General features: G+C 66.0%; 21 protein-coding genes and 1 pseudogene. 15 read left to right on the top strand and 7 right to left on the bottom strand.

What is annotated here, in order from left to right:
* Window positions 1-149: 149 nt before the first annotated feature.
* The 6 genes from HNS34_RS05085 to HNS34_RS05060 are packed head-to-tail and all read left to right on the top strand — an operon-like array spanning window position 150 to window position 6,258.
* Window positions 150-1,067, top strand: coding sequence for an ABC transporter permease (locus tag HNS34_RS05085; protein ID WP_172318686.1), 918 nt, complete (start codon window positions 150-152; stop codon window positions 1,065-1,067).
* Between the two features lie 7 nt (window positions 1,068-1,074).
* The gene (locus HNS34_RS05080) at window positions 1,075-2,022 is read left to right on the top strand and encodes an ABC transporter permease (protein ID WP_214647421.1); all 948 of its coding nucleotides are present in this window, start codon (window positions 1,075-1,077) and stop codon (window positions 2,020-2,022) included.
* The gene (locus tag HNS34_RS05075) at window positions 2,019-3,032 is read left to right on the top strand and encodes an ABC transporter ATP-binding protein (RefSeq protein WP_172318684.1); all 1,014 of its coding nucleotides are present in this window, start codon (window positions 2,019-2,021) and stop codon (window positions 3,030-3,032) included. Before HNS34_RS05080 ends, HNS34_RS05075 begins: the two co-directional genes overlap by 4 nt.
* A complete protein-coding gene (locus HNS34_RS05070) occupies window positions 3,029-4,024 on the top strand; it encodes an ABC transporter ATP-binding protein (RefSeq protein WP_172318682.1) in 996 nt (331 codons plus the stop codon). Before HNS34_RS05075 ends, HNS34_RS05070 begins: the two co-directional genes overlap by 4 nt.
* A gap of 20 nt (window positions 4,025-4,044) precedes the next feature.
* Window positions 4,045-5,208, top strand: a complete 1,164-nt coding sequence (gene dgoD, locus HNS34_RS05065) for a galactonate dehydratase (protein WP_172318680.1) — start codon at window positions 4,045-4,047, stop codon at window positions 5,206-5,208.
* 24 nt (window positions 5,209-5,232) lie between these two features.
* The gene (locus HNS34_RS05060; protein ID WP_172318678.1) at window positions 5,233-6,258 is read left to right on the top strand and encodes a DUF475 domain-containing protein; all 1,026 of its coding nucleotides are present in this window, start codon (window positions 5,233-5,235) and stop codon (window positions 6,256-6,258) included.
* A gap of 8 nt (window positions 6,259-6,266) precedes the next feature.
* On the opposite strand, the gene HNS34_RS05055 is transcribed toward HNS34_RS05060, so the two are convergent.
* Window positions 6,267-6,584 carry a DUF3775 domain-containing protein gene (locus HNS34_RS05055; protein ID WP_172318676.1) on the bottom strand — a complete coding sequence of 106 codons (318 nt, stop codon included), beginning with the start codon at window positions 6,582-6,584 and terminating at the stop codon, window positions 6,267-6,269.
* A 137-nt stretch (window positions 6,585-6,721) separates the two neighbouring features.
* On the bottom strand, window positions 6,722-6,886 hold the full coding sequence (locus tag HNS34_RS05050; protein ID WP_172318674.1) for a hypothetical protein: 165 nt from the start codon (window positions 6,884-6,886) through the stop codon (window positions 6,722-6,724).
* A gap of 147 nt (window positions 6,887-7,033) precedes the next feature.
* On the opposite strand from HNS34_RS05050, the gene HNS34_RS05045 reads away from it, so the two are divergent.
* Both HNS34_RS05045 and HNS34_RS05040 read left to right on the top strand, forming a co-directional pair.
* On the top strand, window positions 7,034-7,303 hold the full coding sequence (locus HNS34_RS05045; RefSeq protein ID WP_172318672.1) for a hypothetical protein: 270 nt from the start codon (window positions 7,034-7,036) through the stop codon (window positions 7,301-7,303).
* 26 nt (window positions 7,304-7,329) lie between these two features.
* Window positions 7,330-7,977: an RluA family pseudouridine synthase gene (locus tag HNS34_RS05040; RefSeq protein WP_172318670.1), complete on the top strand. Its 648-nt coding sequence runs from the start codon at window positions 7,330-7,332 to the stop codon at window positions 7,975-7,977.
* Between the two features lie 185 nt (window positions 7,978-8,162).
* Here HNS34_RS05040 and HNS34_RS05035 read toward each other — a convergent pair whose 3' ends face one another.
* Both HNS34_RS05035 and HNS34_RS05030 read right to left on the bottom strand, forming a co-directional pair.
* Window positions 8,163-9,176, bottom strand: a complete 1,014-nt coding sequence (locus HNS34_RS05035; protein ID WP_172318668.1) for a serine/threonine protein kinase — start codon at window positions 9,174-9,176, stop codon at window positions 8,163-8,165.
* 75 nt (window positions 9,177-9,251) lie between these two features.
* Window positions 9,252-10,697 (bottom strand): aldehyde dehydrogenase family protein, encoded by a 1,446-nt coding sequence (locus HNS34_RS05030; protein WP_172318666.1) that lies wholly within the window; start codon window positions 10,695-10,697, stop codon window positions 9,252-9,254.
* Between the two features lie 154 nt (window positions 10,698-10,851).
* On the opposite strand from HNS34_RS05030, the gene HNS34_RS05025 reads away from it, so the two are divergent.
* Entirely contained in the window at window positions 10,852-11,505 is a 654-nt protein-coding gene (locus tag HNS34_RS05025; RefSeq protein WP_172318664.1) for a peroxiredoxin, read from the top strand.
* 306 nt (window positions 11,506-11,811) lie between these two features.
* On the opposite strand, the pseudogene HNS34_RS05020 reads toward HNS34_RS05025, so the two are convergent.
* Window positions 11,812-11,983, bottom strand: a pseudogene (locus HNS34_RS05020) (type II toxin-antitoxin system CcdA family antitoxin).
* Window positions 11,984-12,142: 159 nt separating this feature from the next.
* Between HNS34_RS05020 and HNS34_RS05015 the strand changes: the two are divergent.
* Together HNS34_RS05015 and HNS34_RS05010 are read left to right on the top strand one after the other, a co-directional pair.
* Entirely contained in the window at window positions 12,143-12,733 is a 591-nt protein-coding gene (locus HNS34_RS05015) for a LysE family translocator (RefSeq protein WP_172318662.1), read from the top strand.
* Between the two features lie 166 nt (window positions 12,734-12,899).
* Window positions 12,900-14,795 carry a PhoX family protein gene (locus HNS34_RS05010; RefSeq protein WP_172318660.1) on the top strand — a complete coding sequence of 632 codons (1,896 nt, stop codon included), beginning with the start codon at window positions 12,900-12,902 and terminating at the stop codon, window positions 14,793-14,795.
* A gap of 103 nt (window positions 14,796-14,898) precedes the next feature.
* On the opposite strand, the gene HNS34_RS05005 is transcribed toward HNS34_RS05010, so the two are convergent.
* Window positions 14,899-15,624, bottom strand: a complete 726-nt coding sequence (locus HNS34_RS05005) for an NAD(P)-binding domain-containing protein (protein WP_172318658.1) — start codon at window positions 15,622-15,624, stop codon at window positions 14,899-14,901.
* Window positions 15,625-15,729: 105 nt separating this feature from the next.
* On the opposite strand from HNS34_RS05005, the gene HNS34_RS05000 reads away from it, so the two are divergent.
* The 3 genes from HNS34_RS05000 (at window position 15,730) to HNS34_RS04990 (ending at window position 19,404) form a co-directional block, all read left to right on the top strand.
* Window positions 15,730-16,380 (top strand): TetR/AcrR family transcriptional regulator, encoded by a 651-nt coding sequence (locus HNS34_RS05000; RefSeq protein WP_172318656.1) that lies wholly within the window; start codon window positions 15,730-15,732, stop codon window positions 16,378-16,380.
* An 11-nt stretch (window positions 16,381-16,391) separates the two neighbouring features.
* Window positions 16,392-18,074 carry an ABC transporter permease gene (locus HNS34_RS04995; protein ID WP_172318654.1) on the top strand — a complete coding sequence of 561 codons (1,683 nt, stop codon included), beginning with the start codon at window positions 16,392-16,394 and terminating at the stop codon, window positions 18,072-18,074.
* 67 nt (window positions 18,075-18,141) lie between these two features.
* Window positions 18,142-19,404, top strand: coding sequence for a tetratricopeptide repeat protein (locus tag HNS34_RS04990; protein ID WP_172318652.1), 1,263 nt, complete (start codon window positions 18,142-18,144; stop codon window positions 19,402-19,404).
* Between the two features lie 67 nt (window positions 19,405-19,471).
* Here the strand turns inward: HNS34_RS04990 and HNS34_RS04985 are convergent, their stop codons facing one another.
* The gene (locus HNS34_RS04985; RefSeq protein ID WP_172318650.1) at window positions 19,472-20,479 is read right to left on the bottom strand and encodes a Fe(3+) ABC transporter substrate-binding protein; all 1,008 of its coding nucleotides are present in this window, start codon (window positions 20,477-20,479) and stop codon (window positions 19,472-19,474) included.
* Window positions 20,480-20,648: 169 nt separating this feature from the next.
* On the opposite strand from HNS34_RS04985, the gene HNS34_RS04980 reads away from it, so the two are divergent.
* Entirely contained in the window at window positions 20,649-21,824 is a 1,176-nt protein-coding gene (locus tag HNS34_RS04980; RefSeq protein ID WP_172318648.1) for an MFS transporter, read from the top strand.
* The last annotated feature ends 80 nt before the right edge of the window (window positions 21,825-21,904 follow it).

Below are 21,904 nucleotides of genomic sequence, written 5' to 3'. Positions count from 1 at the left end.
GGGCCACGCACCCTGGGCCCCTGCCACCCCCTCTACCCGCGCCTTCCCCAGATCACCGCAATCCGGCCCGCCGCTTTCGCCTGTCGTCCCGACGGCGCATCATGCCCGCGCGCACACCGGATACCCGCCAAAAAGGGAGCCCGCACCCCATGGGCAATTTCGTTCTCGCCCGGATGGCCCAAAGCCTGATCTCGCTGATCGGCCTTGTCGTCCTGGTCTTCTTCCTGGTCCGCCTGACCGGCAGCCCCGCCGACCTCTACCTGCCCGACGACGCCTCGGAGGCGGCGCGGCAGGAATACATCCGCATCCACGGCCTCGACCGTCCCATGATCGTGCAGTTCTGGGAATTCTTCAGCGGCCTCTTCCGCCTCGACCTGGGCGAAAGCCTGCGCCAGGCGCGTCCCGCCGCGCAGATCGTGCTGGAGGCCTATCCGACCTCGCTGAAACTGGCCGGACTGACCATGCTCATCTCCGTCATCGGGGCGGTGCTCCTGGGTGTCTGGGCGGCGGTCCGGCCCACCGGCCTTCTGGATCGGGTGATCTCGATCCTGTCGCTGGCCAGCGCCTCCGCCCCGAATTTCTGGGTCGCGCTGACGCTGATCTCGGTCTTCGCGGTCTGGCTGCGGGTGGTGCCGACCTCGGGCATCGGCGGCTGGGAATACTGGATTTTGCCCATTACCGTGCTGACGCTGCGCCCGCTCGGCCTGCTGGCGCAAGTCGTGCGCGAGGCGATGATCCGCGCACTGACCGCGCCCTATGTGCGCACCGCGAAATCCAAGGGCGTGCCGTTCCGCTCGGTCCTCTTCGTCCACGCGCTGCGCAATGCGTCGCTGCCGATCCTGACCATGGCCGGCAACCAGGCGGTGGGCTTCATCAACGGGTCGGTCGTGATCGAAAGCATCTTCGGCTTTCCCGGCGTCGGCAAGCTGATGATCGACGCCATCCAGCAACGCGATTTCGCCGTGGTGCAGGCGGGCGTCGTGATCACCGCCGTGGTGATCTTCCTGATGAATATCCTGATCGACGTGGCCTACGCGCTGCTCGATCCCCGGATCCGGCACAAGTGAGGGCGCGATGACCGAGCTGAACAACACCCGCGACAACCCGCCCGGCGCGCCGTCGATCCAGGCCGAGATGGTGGCGACGCGCACCCGCACGCCCTATCTCTACTTCCTGATCCGCGACCCGGTCGCCGTGCTGGCGGCCCTTTGGCTGCTGTTCCTCCTGTTCTGCGCGCTGTTCGGCGAATGGCTCTTCGGCGATCTCGCCCGTGGCATGAACCTGGCCGCCCGCGCCGCGCCCTTCGGCACCACCGAGGGCGGCCTGGTCAATATCCTGGGCGCCGATGCGCTTGGCCGTCCGATCCTGGCCCGCATCATCGTCGCCACCCGCGTCACCCTGGGTATCGCGATGGCCTCGGCCATCGCGGCGCTGATCATCGGCACGCTGATCGGCCTCTGGGCCGGATTCAAGGGCGGCTGGACGGGCCGGGTCATCATGCAGCTTTCCGACGTCCTGCAAAGCTTTCCCTCGATCCTGCTGGCGATGGTGGTGCTCTACATGCTCAGCCCCTCGCCGCTGAACCTGATCCTGGTCCTCGCGGTGGGGCAATTGCCGGTCTATATCCGCGTCGCACGGGCCGAGGTTCTGGAGCTGCGCGAGCGTCTCTTCGTCGATGCCGCGCGCGTCATCGGGGCCAGGCCATACCAGATCATCGCCATGCATATCGGGCCTATGGTGATCCCGACCGTGATCAATATCGTTACCATCGACTTCGCGTTGATCATGCTGTCGGAAAGCTCGCTGTCCTTTCTGGGCATCGGCGTGCAGGCCCCCAACATCACCTGGGGTCTGATGGTCAGCCAGGGCAAGGACTACCTGGAAACGGCGTGGTGGATGGCCTTCTTTCCCGGCCTGATGATCATGCTCTCGACCCTCTCGATCAACCTGATGGCAAACTGGACCCGCCGCATCCGTGATCCGCGCGAACGCTGGCGCTTTGAAAGGGCGAAACAGGCATGACCCGACACCAGTTCGAACTGAGCAACCTCAATGTCGCCTTCCGCTCACCGGCGCAGACCGTTCACGCCGTGCGCGGGGTCAGCTTCCATGTCGACAAGGGCGAGACCTTCGCCATCGTCGGCGAAAGCGGCTCGGGCAAGACGGTGTCGATGATGGCCGCGATGCGCCTGCTGCAAAGCCCGCCCGCCCATATCACCGCCGACGCGATGCGCTTCAAGGGCGAGGATCTGCAGGCCGTCCGGCAAAGGGACTGGTGGCGCTACACCGGCGAGAAGATCGCCATGGTGTTCCAGGATGCGCTGACCGCGCTGAACCCGGTCTATACTGTTGGCTGGCAAATCGGCGAGATGTTCCGCGTCCACCGACCACAAATGACGCGTCGTGAAATTCGTGCGGCCAGCATCGCGTTGCTGACAAAAGTCGGCATCCCCGAACCGGAGCGGCGGCTGGACGATTATCCGCACCAGTTCTCGGGCGGTATGCGCCAGCGGGCGATGATCGCCATGGGCATCGCGCTGGACCCCGAGGTGCTGATCGCGGACGAACCCACCACCGCGCTCGACGTGACGGTGCAGGCGCAGATCATGGACCTGTTGCAGCAGCTCAAGGACGAACGGCAGATGTCGCTGATCCTGATCACCCATGACCTGGGGCTGGTGGCCGAAACCGCCGACCGCGTGGCGATCATGTATGCCGGCACGGTGATGGAGACGGGCACGATCCGGCAGGTTCTGGGCACGCCGCGCCACCCCTACACGCTGGGACTTCTGGGCTCGCGTCCGCAGGCGATTGAGAAAGGCGACAAGCTGCGCCCGATCCTGGGCTCGCCGCCCAACCTGGCCGCTGCCTCGCGCGGCTGCCCCTTCGCGCCGCGCTGCACGGCGGCGAAACCCGTCTGCTCCGAACAGTTCCCGCCCACGGTCCATGTCCCCTCGGGTCAGGACGTGACCTGCCATGTGGTCGCCGAAGAGGCGGGCCAGGGCAATCGACAGCCCGAGGTGACGACATGACAACCGCGACCCTTGCACCGCTTCTCTCGGTCTCGTACCTGGTCAAGCATTTCGACGTCGGCGGCGGCCTCTTGCGCGGCAAGACCGGCACCGTCAAGGCGGTCGATGGCGTCAGCTTCGACATCCGCCGGGGCGAGACCTTCGGCATCGTCGGCGAATCCGGCTGCGGCAAGTCCACGCTGGCCCGCACGCTCCTGCGGTTGGAAACCCCCAATAGCGGCCGCGTCACCTTCGAGGGTCAGGACATTTTCACGCCACAGGCCCTGTCCGACAAGGCCCTGCGCCGCCGTATCCAGGTCGTGTTTCAGGATCCCTTCGCCGCGCTCTCGCCCCGCATGACGATCTATGACGTCCTGACCGAGCCCCTGAAGATTCACGAAGGCACGCTGGACAAGGCCAGATGGCCCGAACGGGTGCGCGAATTGCTGGAACGCGTCGGCCTGCGCCCCGAATTTGCCAACCGCTTCCCGCATGAGTTCTCGGGCGGGCAGTTGCAACGCATCGGCATCGCCCGCGCGTTGGTGCTGGGCCCCGAGCTGATCATCCTCGATGAACCGGTCTCGGCCCTCGATGTGTCGATCCAGGCGCAGGTGGTGAACCTGCTGGAGGAAGTGCAGGAGGAGTTCGGCGTCGCCTATATGTGCATCAGCCACGACCTGTCCATCGTGCGCCACATCTCGGACCGGATCGGCGTGATGTATCTGGGCGAGATGGTCGAGATGGGCGATTGCGAGGATGTCTACGAGACCCCCGCCCACCCCTATACCAAGGCGCTTCTGTCGGCCGAGCCCGAGATCAATATCGGCGGCGAAAAACGCCAGCAAGTGCTTCTCAAGGGCGAGGTGCCAAGCCCCGTCAACCCGCCCTCGGGCTGCCGCTTCCGCACCCGCTGTTGGAAGGCGCAGGACAAATGCCGCGAGGTGCCGCCGACCACCCGCGTGGGCGACGCCGACCGTGTGGTCAAGTGCCACTTTCCGCTGACCAACGACTGACCCGCGAAAGGCCCGTCCCCATGAAAATCACCCGCGTCACCCCGATCTTTGCGAACCGATACCTCTATGTCCAAATCGAGACGGATGAGGGACTGATCGGCACCGGCGAATGCGGGGCCTGGGGCCATCTCGAGGCCGCCGCCACCGCCGTTGGCAAATTCGCCACCTACCTGATCGGCAAGGATCCGGGCCGGATCGAGACCCACTGGACCGTCATGCACCGCTTCGGCCATTTCACGGGCGCGGCGATCTGCGGCGCGATCTCGGCCATCGACATCGCGCTGTGGGACATCAAGGGCCAGGCGCTTGGCGTCCCCATCCATGTCCTTCTGGGCGGGCCGACCCGCGACAGGGTGCGCGTCTACGCCCATGTCAAATCGCCCACCAAGGAGCAGATGATCGACGCCGCCTTGCAACGCAAGGACCAGGGCTATACCGCGATCGGCCATCTCAACCCGTTCCTGGATGAGGCCAAGTCCGAGGTCTACACCCGCGGCCATGCCCGTAAGATCGACGAGGCAGTGCAGGTCATCGCCGATATCCGCGCGGCGGTCGGCCCCGACATGGACCTCTGCGTCGAGATCCACCGCCGTCTGACCCCGCCCGAGGCGACCGCCTTCGCCCGCGAGATCGCGCAGTTCCGCCCGATGTTCTACGAGGATCCGATTCCGCCGACCAGCACCGAGGCGATGGGTCGGGTCGCGGACAATATCGGCATTCCGCTGGCCACCGGCGAGCGCTTTTTCTCGCTCTACCAGTTCCAGGCCCATATCCAGCGCGGCGCGCTCGACTATGCCCGCGTGTCGCTGTGCCTGTGCGGCGGCATCACCGGTGCGCGCAAGATCGCCGCCCTGGCCGAGGCACATGACATCCAGGTGGTACCGCATAACCCGCTGTCGCCGATCTCGCTCTTGGCCTGCCTGCAACTGGACGCGGCGATCTCCAACTTCGCCATCCAGGAATTGCCGCTGGTCACGCAGAAGGACGGCGCGACAGGGCACGAGAACCGGCTGCGCGGTTCCGACCTGGTTGACTGGACGCCCGACATCCGCGACGGATACCTATCCATTCCGCAAGGTCCGGGGCTGGGGGCGGGGCTTGCCAATGCCGCATACAGTGCCGAAAACGTGGTGCGCGAGATCGAGATGCGGCCGCATCTGGACGGCTCGTTCATCGACCAGTAATCGAACATCACCCCCGGAGCCTTCATGTCCCGTCCGACCCTGTCCTATTTCCGCTGGGCCTTCATCGTCACTGTCGTCGGCCTCTTGCTGGGCGTCTGGGTCGGCTGGGCCTATACCGGCACGATCCGGGGGACGATGGGCATCTTCTTCATCTGCGCGATCCTCGCGGTGCTGGAGATCTCGCTCTCTTTCGACAATGCCATCGTCAATGCCAACAAGCTCAAGACCATGACCCCTGCCTGGCAACGCCGGTTCCTGACCTGGGGCATCCTGATCGCGGTGTTCGGGATGCGGATCGTCTTTCCGCTGCTGGTCGTCGTCGTCGCCGCCAATGTCGGCCCCTGGGAGGCCGTGCGCCTGGCCGCGACCGAGCCGCAGACCTATGCCGACATCATGCACGACGCGCAACTGGGCATCTCGGCCTTCGGCGGCACCTTCCTGATGATGGTGGCGCTGAGCTATTTCATCGACACAGAAAAGGACGTCCACTGGATTCGGCGGATCGAGGAACGGCTCTCGGGTTGGGCCTCGATCAAGGGGATCGAGATCGCCGTGGTCCTGATCTTCATCCTGGGCTTCTCGCGGTTCCTGCCCCCCGAGACCGCGGCCGAATTCGTGACCGCCGCGCTTTACGGGCTGGTGACGTTCCTTTGCGTCGATGTTCTGGGCCATGTGCTGGACAAGCAGGACGCGGCAAGCGGCGTCGCCAAGGGGGGTTTGGGCGCGTTCCTCTACCTCGAAGTGCTGGATGCGAGCTTCTCCTTCGACGGCGTGATCGGGGCCTTCGCACTGTCGCAAAACCTCTTCATCATCGCCATCGGCTTGGGCATCGGGGCGATGTATGTGCGCTCGATGACCATCATGCTGGTCGAGAAGGGCACGCTGAACGAATACCGCTACCTCGAACACGGGACCTTCTACGCGATCCTGCTGCTGTCGGTCATCATGTATGCCCACACGCTGTTTCAGGTGCCAGAGCTGATCACCGGCCTCGGCGGCGTCGCCTTGATCGGGCTGGCCTTCCGGTCCTCCCTCAAGGTCAACGCCTGACCTTCAAGCTAAAGCAGCGCGTCTTCCTCGTCGCCCGGATCGATCCCCAGTTCCTGCAACCCGCTTTCCAGGTGGTCGGACATGTGCGGCGTGCCGATCAGGTAATCGGCGGTCGGCGTCGTGCGTTCCGAATAGGCGGTGGCCAGCGCCTCGCGGAAATCGGCGGGTTCGAAACTGCCCCGTCCGATCCACATGACGGCGACCAGCTCGGCCTGCTCATCCTCGTTCAGCGCCTCGATGAAGCCGCGCAGCTCTCCCTCCGCGCGGTCCAGTTCGTGCCCCATCAGGATGACCTGAGCGATCTTGCGCGATGATATGGCCAGCATGGCGATTCCCCTTCCCTGACACCTGTTGCACTCCGATCTTGCGCCGCAAACGCGCGGTTCGCAAATGACACGGATCAAACGCCGTGTCCGGGTCTTCGGTGCCACCCGGCGACGGAAATCGCAAGGCCGGTCCGGATCTATCCGAGAAACCGGTTTGCAACCGTCCTGTCGCGCATCTGCTCCGCCCCGCCCAGAAGCGACCAGATCCGGAAGGTGGCCATCATGTCGCTGGCATGGCCTTTCTCGTCGGGATGCGTGTCCTTCAGCTTGATCACCCGCACTTCGCTTGTGTTGTTCATCATCGGCGCAAACCTTCTTGGCTGGCGCCCCCATCCATTCCATCGACCCTGACGCGGGCCCGGTTTCCGGCGGGTTAACGCGCAGCCTTCCGAATGCCGACAATTCGATCCCACTTGCGCCGATCCCTGACCTGCGCTTGACTGGACCCCATGGACATCCTCGCCCTCCCCTTCTTCAGCCTGCAAGGCGTGGCCTTCTTGATCTGGGCGACCTGTTCCTTCCGGGCGCTTTTCCAAATCCGCGCCATCGCGGCGGCCGAGACCGGCAGCATCAATCCCGGCCCCTTCTCGTTCCTCTCCGCCATGCGGGTCTGGATGCGCGACCCGGCCACACGGACCCTGCGCATCGTCTGGCTGGTGGCCTTCGCCGCGATCGTGGTCAACACCGCGCTCATCGCCACCCGCGCGCCCTTGCAATAGCGGCCCCAGGCGCTACACCGCGCGCCATGGCCCATGACTACCGCCCCCCCGACACGCCCCTGGACGTGCTGCACCAGGATCATGAGATCGTGCTGGTCGACAAGCCCGCCGGTCTGCTCTCGGTCCCCGGTCGCGGGGATCACCTGTCCGATTGCCTGCTGACCCGCGTGCAGGCGGCCTTTCCCACCGCGCTGCTGGTGCATCGGCTGGACATGGACACCTCGGGCCTCATGGTCTTTGCCCTCAGCCCCCACGCGCAGCGCGCCCTGAACCGCCAGTTCGAGGCGCGCAGCGTCAGGAAAACCTATATCGCGCGGGTCCATGGCGAGGGGCTGGAGAAGACCGGCACAATCGACCTGCCGCTGATCGTGGACTGGCCCAACCGGCCCCTGCAAATGGTCTGCCATGACACCGGCAAACCCTCGCAGACCGACTGGCGCGTCCTGAAATCTGGCGGAGGCGAGACCCGCGTGCGCCTGACGCCCCGGACGGGACGCACGCATCAGTTGCGGGTGCATGCCCGCGCCATCGGCCACCCGATCCTGGGCGATCCCTTCTATGCGAGCGGCCCAGCGCGCGATTACCCGCGCCTGATGCTCCATGCCGAGACCCTGCGCTTCAACCACCCCGACAGCGGCAAGGGCGTGAAATACACGGCGAAACCCGAGTTCTGAAGGCGAGGAGGCGCGCCATCGCCGACCCGCGGGGTGGCGATGCAACACTGGTTCTCTGCACTTTATCCCTGCCAAGTCCGAGAAAGGTCCGTTTGGCGCTCTTCCATTGAACAATCGCCGCCCCGGTGGGGCGGGTCGGCGATGGCGCGGCGGCCTGCGGCCTTGATTCCGCGCCAGGGCATTCCCTACCGCCTCAACACCCGATCCGTCAGGTTCTGCCGTCCCGCAACGATCCTGGAGACCACCGGCTGCAAGTCCGGCGCGCCCTCCATCAGCACGGCCAGTTCATCCAGCCGATTCGCGGCGATCAGATGCAGGATATCCTCGCGTATCTCGCCCCCGTCACGCGGAAACTCGGCCACCGCCTGCACCAGGTCGGCGCGGGCCTCGGGCACCAGGGCCCGCAATTCGGACTGCGCCATATAGGTCTCGTAGAACGCATAGACCCCCACGCCGCGCGCCGGCAGCGCATAGGTGCAGAGCACCACATCCGACATCTCGGGCCGCTCCGCGATCTTGCGCAATTCCGGCCCGTCGCGCGCGATTCGGTCCTCGGTGCCTTCCCCGTCCGACCAGTTCATCAGCCGCCGCGTCACGAAATTATAGGCCCGCTTGCCCGTCGCCATCCAGATCCGCGAGGGCAGCGATTTCTTCGCCAGCACCCTGCGCTCGCTCGGCACCAGCAGACCGGGCGCAAAGGCGCGTTTCTGTTTCAGCAGGTGCCGCAGATCCTCGCGCGCCAGCAGCCGGAACCAACGCCCCTTGCGCGGATGCACCGATGCCAGTTGAAAGTCGATCACCGCCGCGCGCCCCTCGGGCGTCATCAGCCAGTTCTGCGGCTTGGCAATGTCGTTATGCGCCACGCCGCGCGCCCGCATCTCGCGCAGCAGGCGCTTGGCATCGTGATACCACGCGGCGCTGTCGGGCTTTGCCAGTTGCAGCGGCGTGCCCTCTGACCAGCTGCGCAAAAGCCCGACACGATCCACCCTGAGCAGCTCCGGTACCCCCTCGATCCCGGCCACCGCGCGCAGCCCCCGCACCTCTTTCCGCGCCAGGAACCACGCAATCGGGCGCGCATACCACGGCACCCCGTCCAGCTTGCGCAAGACCACCTTGCACGCCGGATCCTCGGCCAGATGGCCCACGATCGTCTCCGAGAAGATGTCGCGTTTCAGCACCGTTTCGGGCACGAATTCCATGGCAGCGGGCCTTGAATGAAAACAACCGAGGCCATTCTCTGCCCCGGTTGCCCCCGTTTTGCAAATGTCAGCGTCTCACGCGTCCTCTGGCGACCAGCCCGAGACCGCCTTGACCTCCAGGAAATCCATCAAGCCCCAGACGCCGCCTTCGCGCCCGTTGCCGGATTTCTTCATGCCGCCAAAGGGCGCCCCCGCGCCGCGTGACTGGCCGTTCATCTCGACCATGCCCGAGCGCAGCCGCCGCGCCATCCGGTTGCGTTTCGCGCCGTCCTGCGATTGCACGTAATTGGTCAGGCCATATTCGGTGTCATTGGCGATGCGCACGGCGTCTTCCTCATCCTCGAAGGGGATGATCGACAGCACCGGGCCAAAGATCTCCTCGCGCGCGATGGTCATGTCGTTGCTCACATCGGCAAAGACCGTGGGCCGGACGAAGTAGCCGCGATTGACCCCCTCGGGCCGACCCGGACCGCCCGCGACCAGACGCGCGCCTTCCGCCATGCCCTTTTCGATCAGCCCCTGCACCTTGTCCCATTGCGCCTGGCTGACCAGCGGGCCGATATGCCGCCCCGGTTCCGCCGACATGCCGGTGGCGGTGCTCTCGGCGGTCGCGGCGGCTATCTCCACCGCGCTGTCATAGATCGACCGTTCCACCAGCATCCGCGTCGGTGCGTTGCAGCTTTGGCCCGTGTTGTTGAAACAATGCTGCGCGCCGCGCTTGACCGCCTTTTCATCGGCATCGGCGAAGATCACGTTCGCGCCCTTTCCGCCAAGCTCCAGATGGACGGGTTTCAGCGTGTCGGCGGCGGATTTCGAGATCGCGATCCCGGCGCGCGTCGACCCGGTAAAGCTGATCGCATCGACGCCCGGATGGCTGGTCAGTATCGTGCCGACCCCCGCGCCGTCGCCATTGACCAGGTTGAAGACGCCCGCGGGCACCCCGGCCTCATCCATGATCTCGGCAAAGAGAAGCCCCGAGAGCGGCGCGATCTCGGAGGGTTTCAGCACCATCGAGCACCCCGCCGCAATCGCCGGGATCACCTTCAGCGTGACCTGGTTCATCGGCCAGTTCCACGGCGTGATCATGCCGACGACGCCGACACCCTCATGGATGATGCGATCATTCGGCGCGTGATCGCCCAAGGGTTGCTCGAATTCGAAGCCTTCAAGCGCGCGGATGAAGTTCTGGATATGGAACGCCCCCGCACCGACTTGCGAAGTCTTGGCCAGGTCGATCGGCGCGCCCATCTCGGTCGAGATCGCTTCTGCCATATCCCCGGCGCGCGCCTTGTAGACCTCCAGCACGCGGTGCAGCAGCGCCAGACGCTCTGCCTTGCTGCTTTTCGACCAGGTCTCGAACGCGGCGCGCGCGGCGGCGACGGCGGCATCGACATCGGCCTGGCCGCCCAGGGAAATCGTCGCGCAGACCTCCTCGGTCGAGGGGTTGATCACGTCGAGATCATTGGCTGTCGCGGGCGCGACCCACTGGCCGTTGATGTAGAAATTTCTGCTATCAGGCATTGGCTTTCTCCCAGGCATTCGGTTGCGCGCAACCTGTCACCCGGCGCGGGCCTCCGCAAGCCCGCCCCTGAACACTTCCGCGCACCCCCTTGCCCCTGCACGGGGGAAGGCACATCTTGGCGGCAAGGAACCGCAACCGTAAGAGGAGACCGTCATGGGCCTGCGCATCAACGACACCATCCCCGACCTGAATGTCGAAACCGACCAGGGCAGCTTTTCCCTGCATGAATTCGTCGGCGACAACTGGGCGATCCTGTTCTCGCACCCGAAGGATTTCACCCCCGTCTGCACCACCGAATTCGGCGCCGTCGCGCAACTTGACGCCGAATGGCAGAAACGCGGCACCAAGGTGATCGGCATCTCGGTGGACGGGGTCGAGGACCACAAGAAATGGAAGACCGACATCGAGAAGGTCGGCGGCGCCAAGGCCGGTTTTCCGATCATCGCGGATAAGGACCTGGAGGTCTCCAAGGCCTTCGACATGCTGCCCGCCGACGCCTACCTGCCCGATGGCCGCACCCCCAATGACACCGCCACCGTGCGTGTCGTCTATATCGTCGGGCCGGACAAGAAGCTGAAGCTCTCCATGACCTATCCAATGAATGTGGGCCGCAACTTCGCCGAGGTGCTGCGCGCGCTGGACGGTTTGCAGATCGCCGCGAAGGAAAACGTCGCCACCCCCGCCAACTGGCAGGTGGGCCAGGATGTCGTGGTGCCCGTCGCCGTATCGGACGAGGACGCGATTGCCAAATACGGCGCGATCGACACCAAGCTGCCCTACCTGCGCATGGCCAAGATCCCCGGCTGACGGATCGGGATGAAAGCGCCGCCCCCGGCCTTTTCGGGTTGGGGGTGGGAACGTGATCGGACGCCGGTGAGCAACGCAGTCACCGCCCGCACCAATGCGTCGCGCATCATTGACAGGGATCCGATCCTCTCGCCCAACCCGGCAACAGTCAGGGTCGCCCGGAAAGTGCGACATGACCATATAGGTCATATCACCGATCAATACCGTCGGGTTCAGTTGCGTCAGCACCCGTTCCACCGATTGCACCGGAACCCACGACCAACGCGGCCTTGTCGGTTCGATCGAGGTCGAACTGCGCCGCCAGGATCAGAACTTCCGATACTCAGCCAGAGGCACGCCCTCAGCGTCGATGAACGCATTGAGGTCCGTGATTGCCCCGGCGTTCTCTTCCTTCCAGATGCGCGCCCGTTTCGGCGGCTTGGCTGATATTGAGTCCAGGGCGTTTGGCCTCCTCCAGAACCGCAGCATCCAAGCTCATGCTCGTCGAATTCTTCATGCGTCAACCTCGTGAGACTTGCCAAGAAATCTATCAAGATTCTTACCTGAATAAGTAGGCATCTTCCGTTTGCGCAACATCCGGGTCGCCCACCACTTCCCGCCCCGCGCATCCTGAGCGTCCACAACAGGGACCGCCCCGATGCTAGAGATCGCCCTCGCCCTCATCGTCTTCCTCTTCCCGCTGGCCTACAGCCCCGGCCCCGGCAACATGGTCTTCGCCGCCAATGGCGCGCGCTTCGGGCTTCGCGCGACGCTGCCTGCGAATGTGGGCTATCACATCGCCACATGGGTGGTGACGGCAGGGATCGGATTGGGCTTCGTTGCCGCCCTCGACATGGCCCCGCGCCTCTTTGCCGTGCTCAAGATCGCGGGCGCGCTCTATGTCCTGTGGCTCGCCTTCGGGCTGATCCGCGCGGGCACGCTGACCTCTGCCCCTGCCCCGCGCCCGGCCAGTTTCGCGGATGGCGCGGTGCTGCTGATCCTCAACCCCAAGGCCTATGTCATCATCGCGCTGATGTTCACGCAGTTCCTCGACCCTGCCGACCCTCTGCCCGTGATCGTGCTGATTACGACCGTCTTCACGCTGAACAACCTCTTGGCCTTCCTGACCTGGACCGTGGTGGGCGACCGCCTCGCCCGCCGTTTCCGCGGCCCCGCCAGCGCGCGCATCCTCAACCTCACCTTCGGGGCGATCCTGGCCGGTGTCGCGATCTGGATGCTGCTGGCCTAAGCGCGGTGCTATGCCCGATGCAGCCCGACGGGGCCGGGGCACGGCTGGCGATACCACAGCCCCGATGGCAACTGTCATCAAACCGACACCGGATCGTCACGCGGGTTTTGCCTGCATCGCCTACCCCGCCCGCAGACACTCACCCTGCAACACGAGGCACGATCCGATGAAAGACACCGACCTGAGCCACCTGTCCTGGGACGACTGGGACGAGCACCACAACCCGCGCCCCGAAGCGCCCGAGTTCGACGCCGTGGTCGAAACCGCCCTGTCGCGGCGGGGCTTCATCGGCTCGGTCCTGGCCTTTGGCTCCGGCGCCGCCGTGATGGGCGTGGGCAGCCTGCTCTCCTCCACCTCCGCCGAGGCGCAGGCCGCCGGCCGCTTCGCCTTCACCCCGATCCCGATCCAGACCGATGCCACCGTGCATGTGCCCGAGGGCTACCGCTGGTCCGTGCTGGCACGGTGGGGCGATCCGCTGTTCTCGGACGCGGCCCCCGACCTGGACCAGGCCACCGGCGGCGATCTTGCCAGCTCGGACCGGGTCTTCGGCGAAAACACCGACGGGATGGAGCTGTTCAATATTGGCGGCCGTCAGGTCATCGCGGTGAACCATGAATACGTGAACAAGGACGTCAACCTGCCCGCCTCGGGCGGCGATGTCGCCAGCGCCGAGGACGTGCGCAAGCTGCAGAACCTGCAAGGCGTCACGGTGATGGAGGTCGCGCAGGGCGCGGACGGCTGGCAGATCGTGGTCGACAGCCCCTTCAACCGCCGCATCCACCACAACACCGAGACGCGCATCGCGGGCCCCGCCGCGGGTGATCCGCTGTTGCAGACCGAGGCCGACCCCGAGGGGATGACCGCCCTTGGCACGCTCAACAATTGCGGCTCGGGCCGGACGCCCTGGGGCACCTACCTGACCTGCGAAGAGAACTTCAACGGATATTTCGGCTCTACCGACGCCGATTTCGAGCTGCCCGCCGACTATGCCCGCTACGGTATCGGGCACGAGGGGCGCTATGCCTACGAGGTGCATGACGCCCGCTTCGATGTCAGCCAGACCCCGAACGAGCCGCGCCGCTTCGGCTATGTGGTCGAGATCGACCCGGCCAACCCCGACAGCAGGCCCGTCAAGCGCACGGCACTTGGCCGCTTCAAGCACGAGAACGCCGCCTGCGCCGTGGCCCGCGATGGCCGGGTCGTGGTCTATCTGGGCGATGACGAGCGTGGCGAATACCTCTACAAATACGTCTCCAACGGCTATTACCAGCCGGGCGGGCCGACCGATCACCTGCTTGATGACGGCACGCTGCATGTCGCGCGTTTCGACACGGACGGCACCGGCGAATGGGTGGCGCTGACGCCCGAGGCCACGGGCATGTCCGAGGTCGAGATCTGCGTGTTTACCCGGCAGGCCGCCTCTGCCGCCGGGGGCACCACGATGGACCGCCCCGAATGGGTCGCGGTGAACCCCATCGCGGTCGAGGGCTATTGCGCCCTGACCAACAACTCGCGCCGCGCGCCGGGCTGGACCAATGCGGGCGGCGACCTGGCGGAACCTGTGTCCGGCAGCCCCAATCCGCGCGCCGAGAACCGTTACGGCCAGATCGTGCGCTGGTTCCCCTCCAACGACGATCACGCCGCCAACCTCTTCCGGTGGGATCTCTACGTCATGGCGGGCAATCCCGGCGTGCATGCGGATGCCAATGCCGGCTCGGGCAACATCCATCAGGGCAACCTCTTCAACTCGCCTGACGGGATGCAGTTCGACAGCGCCGGGATCCTCTGGATCCAGACCGATGGCGATGACAGCAACGAGGATGGTTTTGAGGGCATGGGCAACAACCAGATGCTGGCAGGCGATCCCGAGACCGGAGAGATCGTGCGCTTCCTGACCGGACCGCAGGGCTCCGAGGTGACGGGCCTGACCTGGTCATCGGATCGGCGCACCATGTTCGTCGGCATCCAGCACCCCGATGCGCCCTTCCCCGATGGCGAAGGCCGGTTGCCGCGCTCCTCGGTCGTGGCGGTCTGGCGCGACGATGGCGGATTGGTAGGCTGACGCCCCGCCCCCCCAAAATGGGGCTTCAGCCGCATATTTCAGCACGTGATTGATTACACTCCTGCCCCCGCAAGCCCCAGCTTGCGGGGGTATTCTTGACCTCTCAGCGCGCCAGCCTGTGCAACCCCTCGCGCAAGGCATCCTGCATCCCCGCCGCCTCCATATGATCGCGCAGCCGCGCATTGTATCCGCCAGGCGTGCCCAGGTCCGCCATCAGCGGGCCAAGATTCGAGGCCATCAGCGAGGATCCCACAAGGTGTTTCAGGAACGCGGCCCCCTGGTCGGCATCGCTGCCCTGCGCCGCCAGCCAGCCCGCCGCCTCCGCCACCAGCGTGACGGTGGGCAACAGCACCGCCTGCGCCGCCAGGTAATTGGACAGCTCCGCATCATCGGCCAGCGTGTAGACCCGGTTCGCAGGCTCGAACAAGTCGCGCGCCAGATCCGCCGCGCCCTGCACCAGGATCGGCGAGCCGCCCACGGCAATCCCCGGAAACGGCAACATCACCGCGACGGCCCGCGCGGGCGCGACCATTGCCGCCACCTCCTCCAGCGAGGCGCCCGCCATGAACGAGATCACCCGCTGACCCGCGCGAAAGGACAGGCCCGCGAGGATCTCGCCCGCCGCCTCGGCCATCAGCCCCAGGAAGATCACGTCGCTTGCAGCCACGACGCCCGCATTGTCATGCACGCTGACGTTGTCGAACGCGCGCGCCAGGTCAGCCGCACGGGCCGCGCTGCGCTCGGACACGGCGATGTCATGCCCGTCCCCCGCGATGCCCCGGACCACCGCGCTGGCGATGGTGCCTGTGCCGATCACGCCTATTTTCATGTCGTCCCTTCCGATGCTGCGATTTCCTGACAAACCTGTCAGAAAAACCGGACAATCCTGTCAGGAATTTCCTATGAGTGGTCCTGGATGATAGGTGGCAGGGCGATGATTGACCAGAACCCCGACAAGACCCAGGGCTGGCGCGGCTCGCCCGATCTGTGGCTGGATGCGGCCCATCAGGCGCTGGTGTCGGGCGGGGTGGACGCGGTAAAGATCATGCCGCTGGCCAAGGCGCTTGGCCTGTCGCGCACCAGCTTTTACTGGCATTTCGCGGATCGTGACGCCCTCCTGGCGGGGATCGTCGACCGCTGGAAAGCGAAGAACACCGGCAACCTCGTGGCGCGATGCAACGCCCCCGCCGCCAGCATCTGCGCCGGTGTCTACAACCTCTTCGATTGCTGGATCGACGCGCGGCTTTTCGACGCCAAGCTGGACCTCGCGATCCGCAACTGGGGCCAGAATGATGCGGCCCTCCGGGGCCAAGTCGATGCCGCCGATGCCACGCGCATCGCAGCGATTTCCGATATGTTTCAAAGGTTTGACTATACGAAACCGCAGGCCCGCACCCGCGCGCACACGATGATTTTCACGCAGGTGGGCTATTACGCCATGCAGCTGGACGAGAGCCTGCAAACCCGCCTGGATCAGATGCCGCCCTATGTCGAGGTCTTCACCGGCCACGCCCCGACCGAGGCCGAAACCGCCGCCTTCCTCACCCGCCACGCCCCGCTGGACGCCCCTGCCGATTTGGCCTAGAGCCTAGCCCCATGAGCCTAAACCGACGCTTCCGCTCAGGTATCTGGATGTCCGCCCTCGCCTGGGGGGCCGCGGGCCTGTGCCTGCTGCCAATCGTCGCCGTCGCCCTGGCCGCGCTGACCGGCGGGCTGGAGACCGTCACCAGCCTGGCTGAGACCGTCCTGCCCCGCTACGCCCGCGCCACCGCACTGATGGTGCTGATCGTGGCAACCGGCACCGCCATAATCGGCACCGGCACCGCCTGGCTGGTCACCATGACGCGCTTTCCCGGCCGCCGGGTGCTGGAGATCGCGCTGGCCTTGCCGCTGGCCTTCCCGGCCTACGTCCTGGCCTATGCCTATACCGATTTCCTGGATCATCCGGGGTGGGTCCAGACCACCCTGCGTGACCTGACCGGATGGGGGCCGCGCGACTATTGGTTCCCTGAAATCAGGAGCTTGCCGGGCGCCGCCCTGATGCTGATGCTGGTGCTCTACCCGTATGTCTACCTGCTGGCGCGCGCCGCGTTCCTGCAACAAAGCGCCACCGCCTATATCGCCGCGCGCACGCTTGGGCACGGGCCCTGGTCGGCCTTCTTCCGCATCAGCCTGCCGGTGGCGCGGCCTGCCATCGCGGGCGGTGTGCTGCTGACGATCATGGAGACCATCGCCGATTTCGGCACCGTCTCCTATTTCAACGTCCAGACCTTCGCGACCGGCATCTATCAAAGCTGGTTCTCCTTCGCCGATCGCTCTGCCGCCGCGCAACTGGCGCTGGTCCTGCTCGGCGTGGCCCTGCTGCTGGCAGCCCTGGAACGCGCGCAACGCAGCCGGCAGAGGCATCACGGCGCCGGTCGCCGCTTCGAGAGGATGGAGCCGCCCCGCCTGACCGGATACCGCGCCGCGCTGGCCCTGGCCTTCTGCGCCACGCCCGTCCTGCTCGGATTTCTGCTGCCTGCGGGGCTTCTGCTCTGGATGGGATGGGGCTCGGGCCAGTTGATCCTGACCGAGCGCTACCTGGGCTTCCTACAAAATTCCGTCACGCTGGCCTCGGTCGCGGCACTGGTCACGGTCGCGGCCGCCGTGCTGCTCGGCTTCAACGCGCGGCTGCATCCGACCCGCGCCAACCGCACCGCGATTGCCATTGGCGGGCTTGGCTACGCGGTGCCCGGCGGTGTCATCGCGGTCGGGCTGATGGTGCCTTTCGCCGCCTTCGACAACGCGCTGGATGCCTGGATGCGGGCGACCTTCGACATTTCGACGGGCCTTTTGCTGACCGGGTCGATCTGGCTGCTGGTCGCCGCCTATACCGTGCGCTTCATGGCCGCCGCCCTGTCGGCCTATGATGCGGGCCTGTCCACGATCAACCCCAATATCGACGCGGTGGCGCGCACGCTTGGCCGCTCGCCCTCGACCATGCTGCGCGGCGTGCACCTGCCGATCCTGCGGCCCTCGCTCTTGACGGCGCTGCTGATCGTCTTCGTCGACGTCATGAAGGAACTGCCCGCGACGCTGATCATGCGGCCCTTCAACTACGACACGCTGGCGGTGCAGGCGCATCGCCTGGCCGCCGATGAACGCCTCGCGCAGGCCGCCGTGCCGTCGCTGGTGATCGGCGCAGTCGGCCTTCTGCCGGTGATCGTTCTGTGCTGGAGCCTTGGCCGCTCCGACCGGACCGAGGCGAATTTCGTGCCGGACCCGGTGGCGGCGGATTGATCCTTCCTTTGACAGGGTGACGCGGCCCGGCGCATGCTGATCGCTTCAACCTGAAGGAGCGGCCCCGATGCAGACCGACCTCTATGACCTGCCCATTTCCACCCAATCCGATGCGGCGGCCACGGCCTATCGCCTTGGCCAGCACCGCCTGCTTGGGGCCGAGGCGCGCATCGTCGAGGCGTTCGAGGATTGCATCGCCCATGATCCCGGCTTCGCGCTTGGCCATGTCGGGCTGTCGCGGGCGCGGCAATACGCCAACGACGTGGCCGGGGCCAGGGCGGCCACGGCCACGGCGCGCGATCTGGCGCAAGGCGTCACTGATCGCGAGGCCGGGCATATCCACGCCATGGGGCTGCTGACCGACGGCAAATTGACTGACGCCTACGCCGCCATCCGCGCGCATGTCGGGGCGCACCCCCGTGATGCCGTGGTGGCACAGACCTGCACATCGGTCTTCGGCCTGATCGGGTTTTCCGGCCAGCCGGGGCGCGAGGCGGAAATGCTGGCCTTCAACGCCTCGCTCCTGCCGTATTACGGCGAGGATTGGTGGTGCCTCAGCCAATATGCCTTCGCGCTCTGCGAAACGGGGCAACTGGCCAAGGCGACAGGCTATATCGACCGCGCGCTGGCCCTGAACCCGGACAACGCCAATGGCGCGCATGTGCGCTCGCATGTCCTCTATGAAACCGGCGAGACCGAAACCGGGCGCAGTTACCTGGCCGATTGGGTCGCGGGCCATGACCGCGACGGGTTCCTGCATGGGCACCTGTCCTGGCATGTCGCACTCTGGGCGCTGGAGCAGGGGGATGAGGCCGGGATGTGGGCGGTGATGGATGCCGATGTCGCCCCCGGCACCTGCAAGGCGCTGCCGATCAACGTGCTCACCGACACCGCGTCGCTGCTGTTCCGGGCCGAGGCGGCGGGCGTCGCCGTGGACCCGGCCCGCTGGCGCCAGATCAGCGATTACGCGGCGCAGTTTTTCCCCAGTTGCGGCAATGCCTTCGTCGACACACACGCGGCGCTGGCCCATGCGATGGCAGGCAATGGAGAGGAGCTTTCGCGCATCATCACCTCGCCCAGGGGGAATGCCGCCGACCTTGTGCCGGACCTGGCCGAGGGTTTTGCGCACATCGCCAGGGGCAACTGGGCCGAGGCCACCGCGCATCTGACCGCCGCGATGGCCGATCACGCCCGCATCGGCGGCAGCCGCGCACAGCGTGACCTGCTGGAACTGGCGTTGCTGACCGCGCTGCTGCGCCAGGGCCGTGCCGAGGAGGCCCGCCATATCACCGCGCTGCGCCGTCCGGTCCTAATGCGCGCGGTGGCCTGAGCGAGGAAAGCCCGCCCCCTTGGCAAAAGGGGACGGGCTTGAGGAGCGGCTGGAACCCGTGCAGGATTTAGGGCCAGCCGACCGTGTTGAAGATCTCCTGCGCGGTGGGGATGTTGTCGGCCACGTCGGACAAGTCCACCTCATCGGCCTCGAACGTGCCCAGATAGGCCACGGACTCCGCCACCGGCACACCCTCGACCACGGGGAATTCATCGTTCCCGGCCGAGAAATATTCCTGCGCCTGGTCCGAGGCGAGATATTCCAGGAACGCCACCGCCGCATCGCGATTGGGCGCATGGGCCGCGACCCCGCCACCCGACAGGTTCATATGCGCGCCGCGCCCCTCCTGGTTCGGGAACACCCAACCGATCGTGTCCAGGGCCTCGCTGACGCCCTCGACCTCACGCCGCACGGCGCGGGCGAAATAGTAGCTGTTCGAGACCGCGATGCCACATTCGCCCGAGACCAGCCCGCGTAGCTGATCGGTGTCGCCGCCCTGCGGCGCGCGCGCGAAATTGGCGACGACGCCCTCGGCCCAGTCTGTCGCGGCCTCTTCGCCCTCATGCTCGATGATCGAGGCCAGCAGGGTCTGGTTGTAGGTGTTGGTCGAGGACCGGATACAGACCAGCCCCTGATAGGCGGGATCGGCCAGGTCGGCATAGGTCGCGGGCGGGGTGTCCACGATCTCGGGGTTGTAGAAGATGATCCGCGCGCGCTGGCTGAAGCCGAACCACTGGTTCTCGTCATCCTGCAGGTTCGAGGGGATGCGCGCCTCCAGAAGCTCGCTTTCGACCGGCTGCAACAGCCCTGCATCGGCGGCGCGTTGCAGGCGCGAGGTGTCGACGGTCAGGAACACATCGGCGGGCGAGTTCACGCCCTCGGCCTCCATCCGGGCGATCAGCTCGTCGGCATTGCCTTCGATCCGGTTGATGGTGATGCCGGTCGCATCGGTGAAATCGGAATAGAGCCTCTCGTCGGTCTCGTAGTGGCGCGAGGAATAGAGGTTCAGTTCCTGGGCGGAAACGGCACCGGCCAGAACGGTCGTGGCCATCAGCGTGGTAAGGGCGAGTTTCATGTCTGCATCCCGTTGGTTGGTAAATTTGAGCGAAAGACTCGGGCTTTCGGCGCCTCTTGTGGCAAGGCCGGAAAGCGGCGTCAAGGTTACCCGACAAAAATACTTGGACATAATCCCGCTTGCGCAGCTATCCGCCCGGCGGCAGGCTGCGCGCCAAGAGGGGGCCGTGATGAAAGCAGGCATGTTCTTCCTGGTCACGGCCTATGTGCTGAGCCAGTTCTACCGCGCCTTCCTGGCGGTCCTGTCGCCGGTTCTGGAGGCCGAGATCGGCGCTGGCCCGGAAGACCTGGCCATTGCCTCGGGCCTCTGGTTCGTCAGCTTCGCCGCCATGCAGATCCCGATCGGATGGGCGCTGGACAGTATCGGCCCGCGCCGCACGGCCTGCGGGTTGCTGGCGCTTGGCGGCGGGGGCGGCGCGGTGGTGATGGCGCTGGCGCAGGGGCCTGCCGCGATCTGGGTCGCGATGGTGCTGATCGGGATCGGCTGCGCGCCGGTGCTGATGGCCTCCTACTACATCCTCGCGCGCAATTATCCGCCCGTGGTCTTCGCCACGCTGGCCGGAGTGATCGTCGGCGTCGGGTCGTTGGGCAATATCGCCGCCGCCCTGCCCACGGCCTGGGCGGTCGAGGCCTTCGGCTGGCGGCAGACGCTCTGGGGGCTGGCCGCGATCACGCTGGTTACCGCCGCCGCCATCGCGCTGACGGTGCAGGACCCGGACATGCCGGACGGCGGAAAAAAAGGCCGCCTCATCGACATCCTGCGCATCCGAGGGCTCTGGCCGGTGCTGGCGATGATGCTGGTCTGCTACGCCCCCGCCGCCGGGATCCGCGGCCTGTGGAGCGGCCCCTACCTGGCCGATGTCTTCGCCGCCGATGTCACCCGGATCGGCACCGCAACGCTGATCATGGGGCTGGCGATGGTGCTTGCCAATTTCATCTACGGGCCGCTCGACCGCCTTCTGGGCACGCGCAAATGGATCATCTTCACCGGCAACCTGATGACGGCCATCTTCTGTGGCGCGCTCTGGCTTGCACCGTCGGGCAGCGAGTGGGGGGCGATCGCGCTTATGGCGGCCATCGGCCTCTTCGGCTCTTCCTACCCGGTGATCATGGCGCATGGGCGCAGCTTCTTTCCGCCGCATCTGGTCGGGCGCGGGGTGACCTTGATGAACCTGTTCTCCATCGGCGGCGTCGGCATCATGCAATTCGCCAGCGGCCCGATCTTTACAAGGCTGTCGGCGGACAACGCCCCGCCCGAGGCTTACGGCGCCCTCTTCGGTCTCTTCGGTCTCATCGTCGCGGTCGGCCTTGTCTTCTACCTTTTCGCGCAGGACCGCGTGGATTGAGCCTTTCGGGTCACGCGCGTCCGCCAACCGCGCAAGGGGGTGGCCACCGGCCCCAAGCCGCTTTATGCCCCGCGCAAACG

The organism is Alterinioella nitratireducens (assembly GCF_013155465.1).
Lineage (GTDB): Bacteria > Pseudomonadota > Alphaproteobacteria > Rhodobacterales > Rhodobacteraceae > Alterinioella > Alterinioella nitratireducens.
The sequence above is the reverse complement of the archived record's forward strand: the minus strand, read 5'-3'. Positions and strand labels throughout refer to the sequence as shown.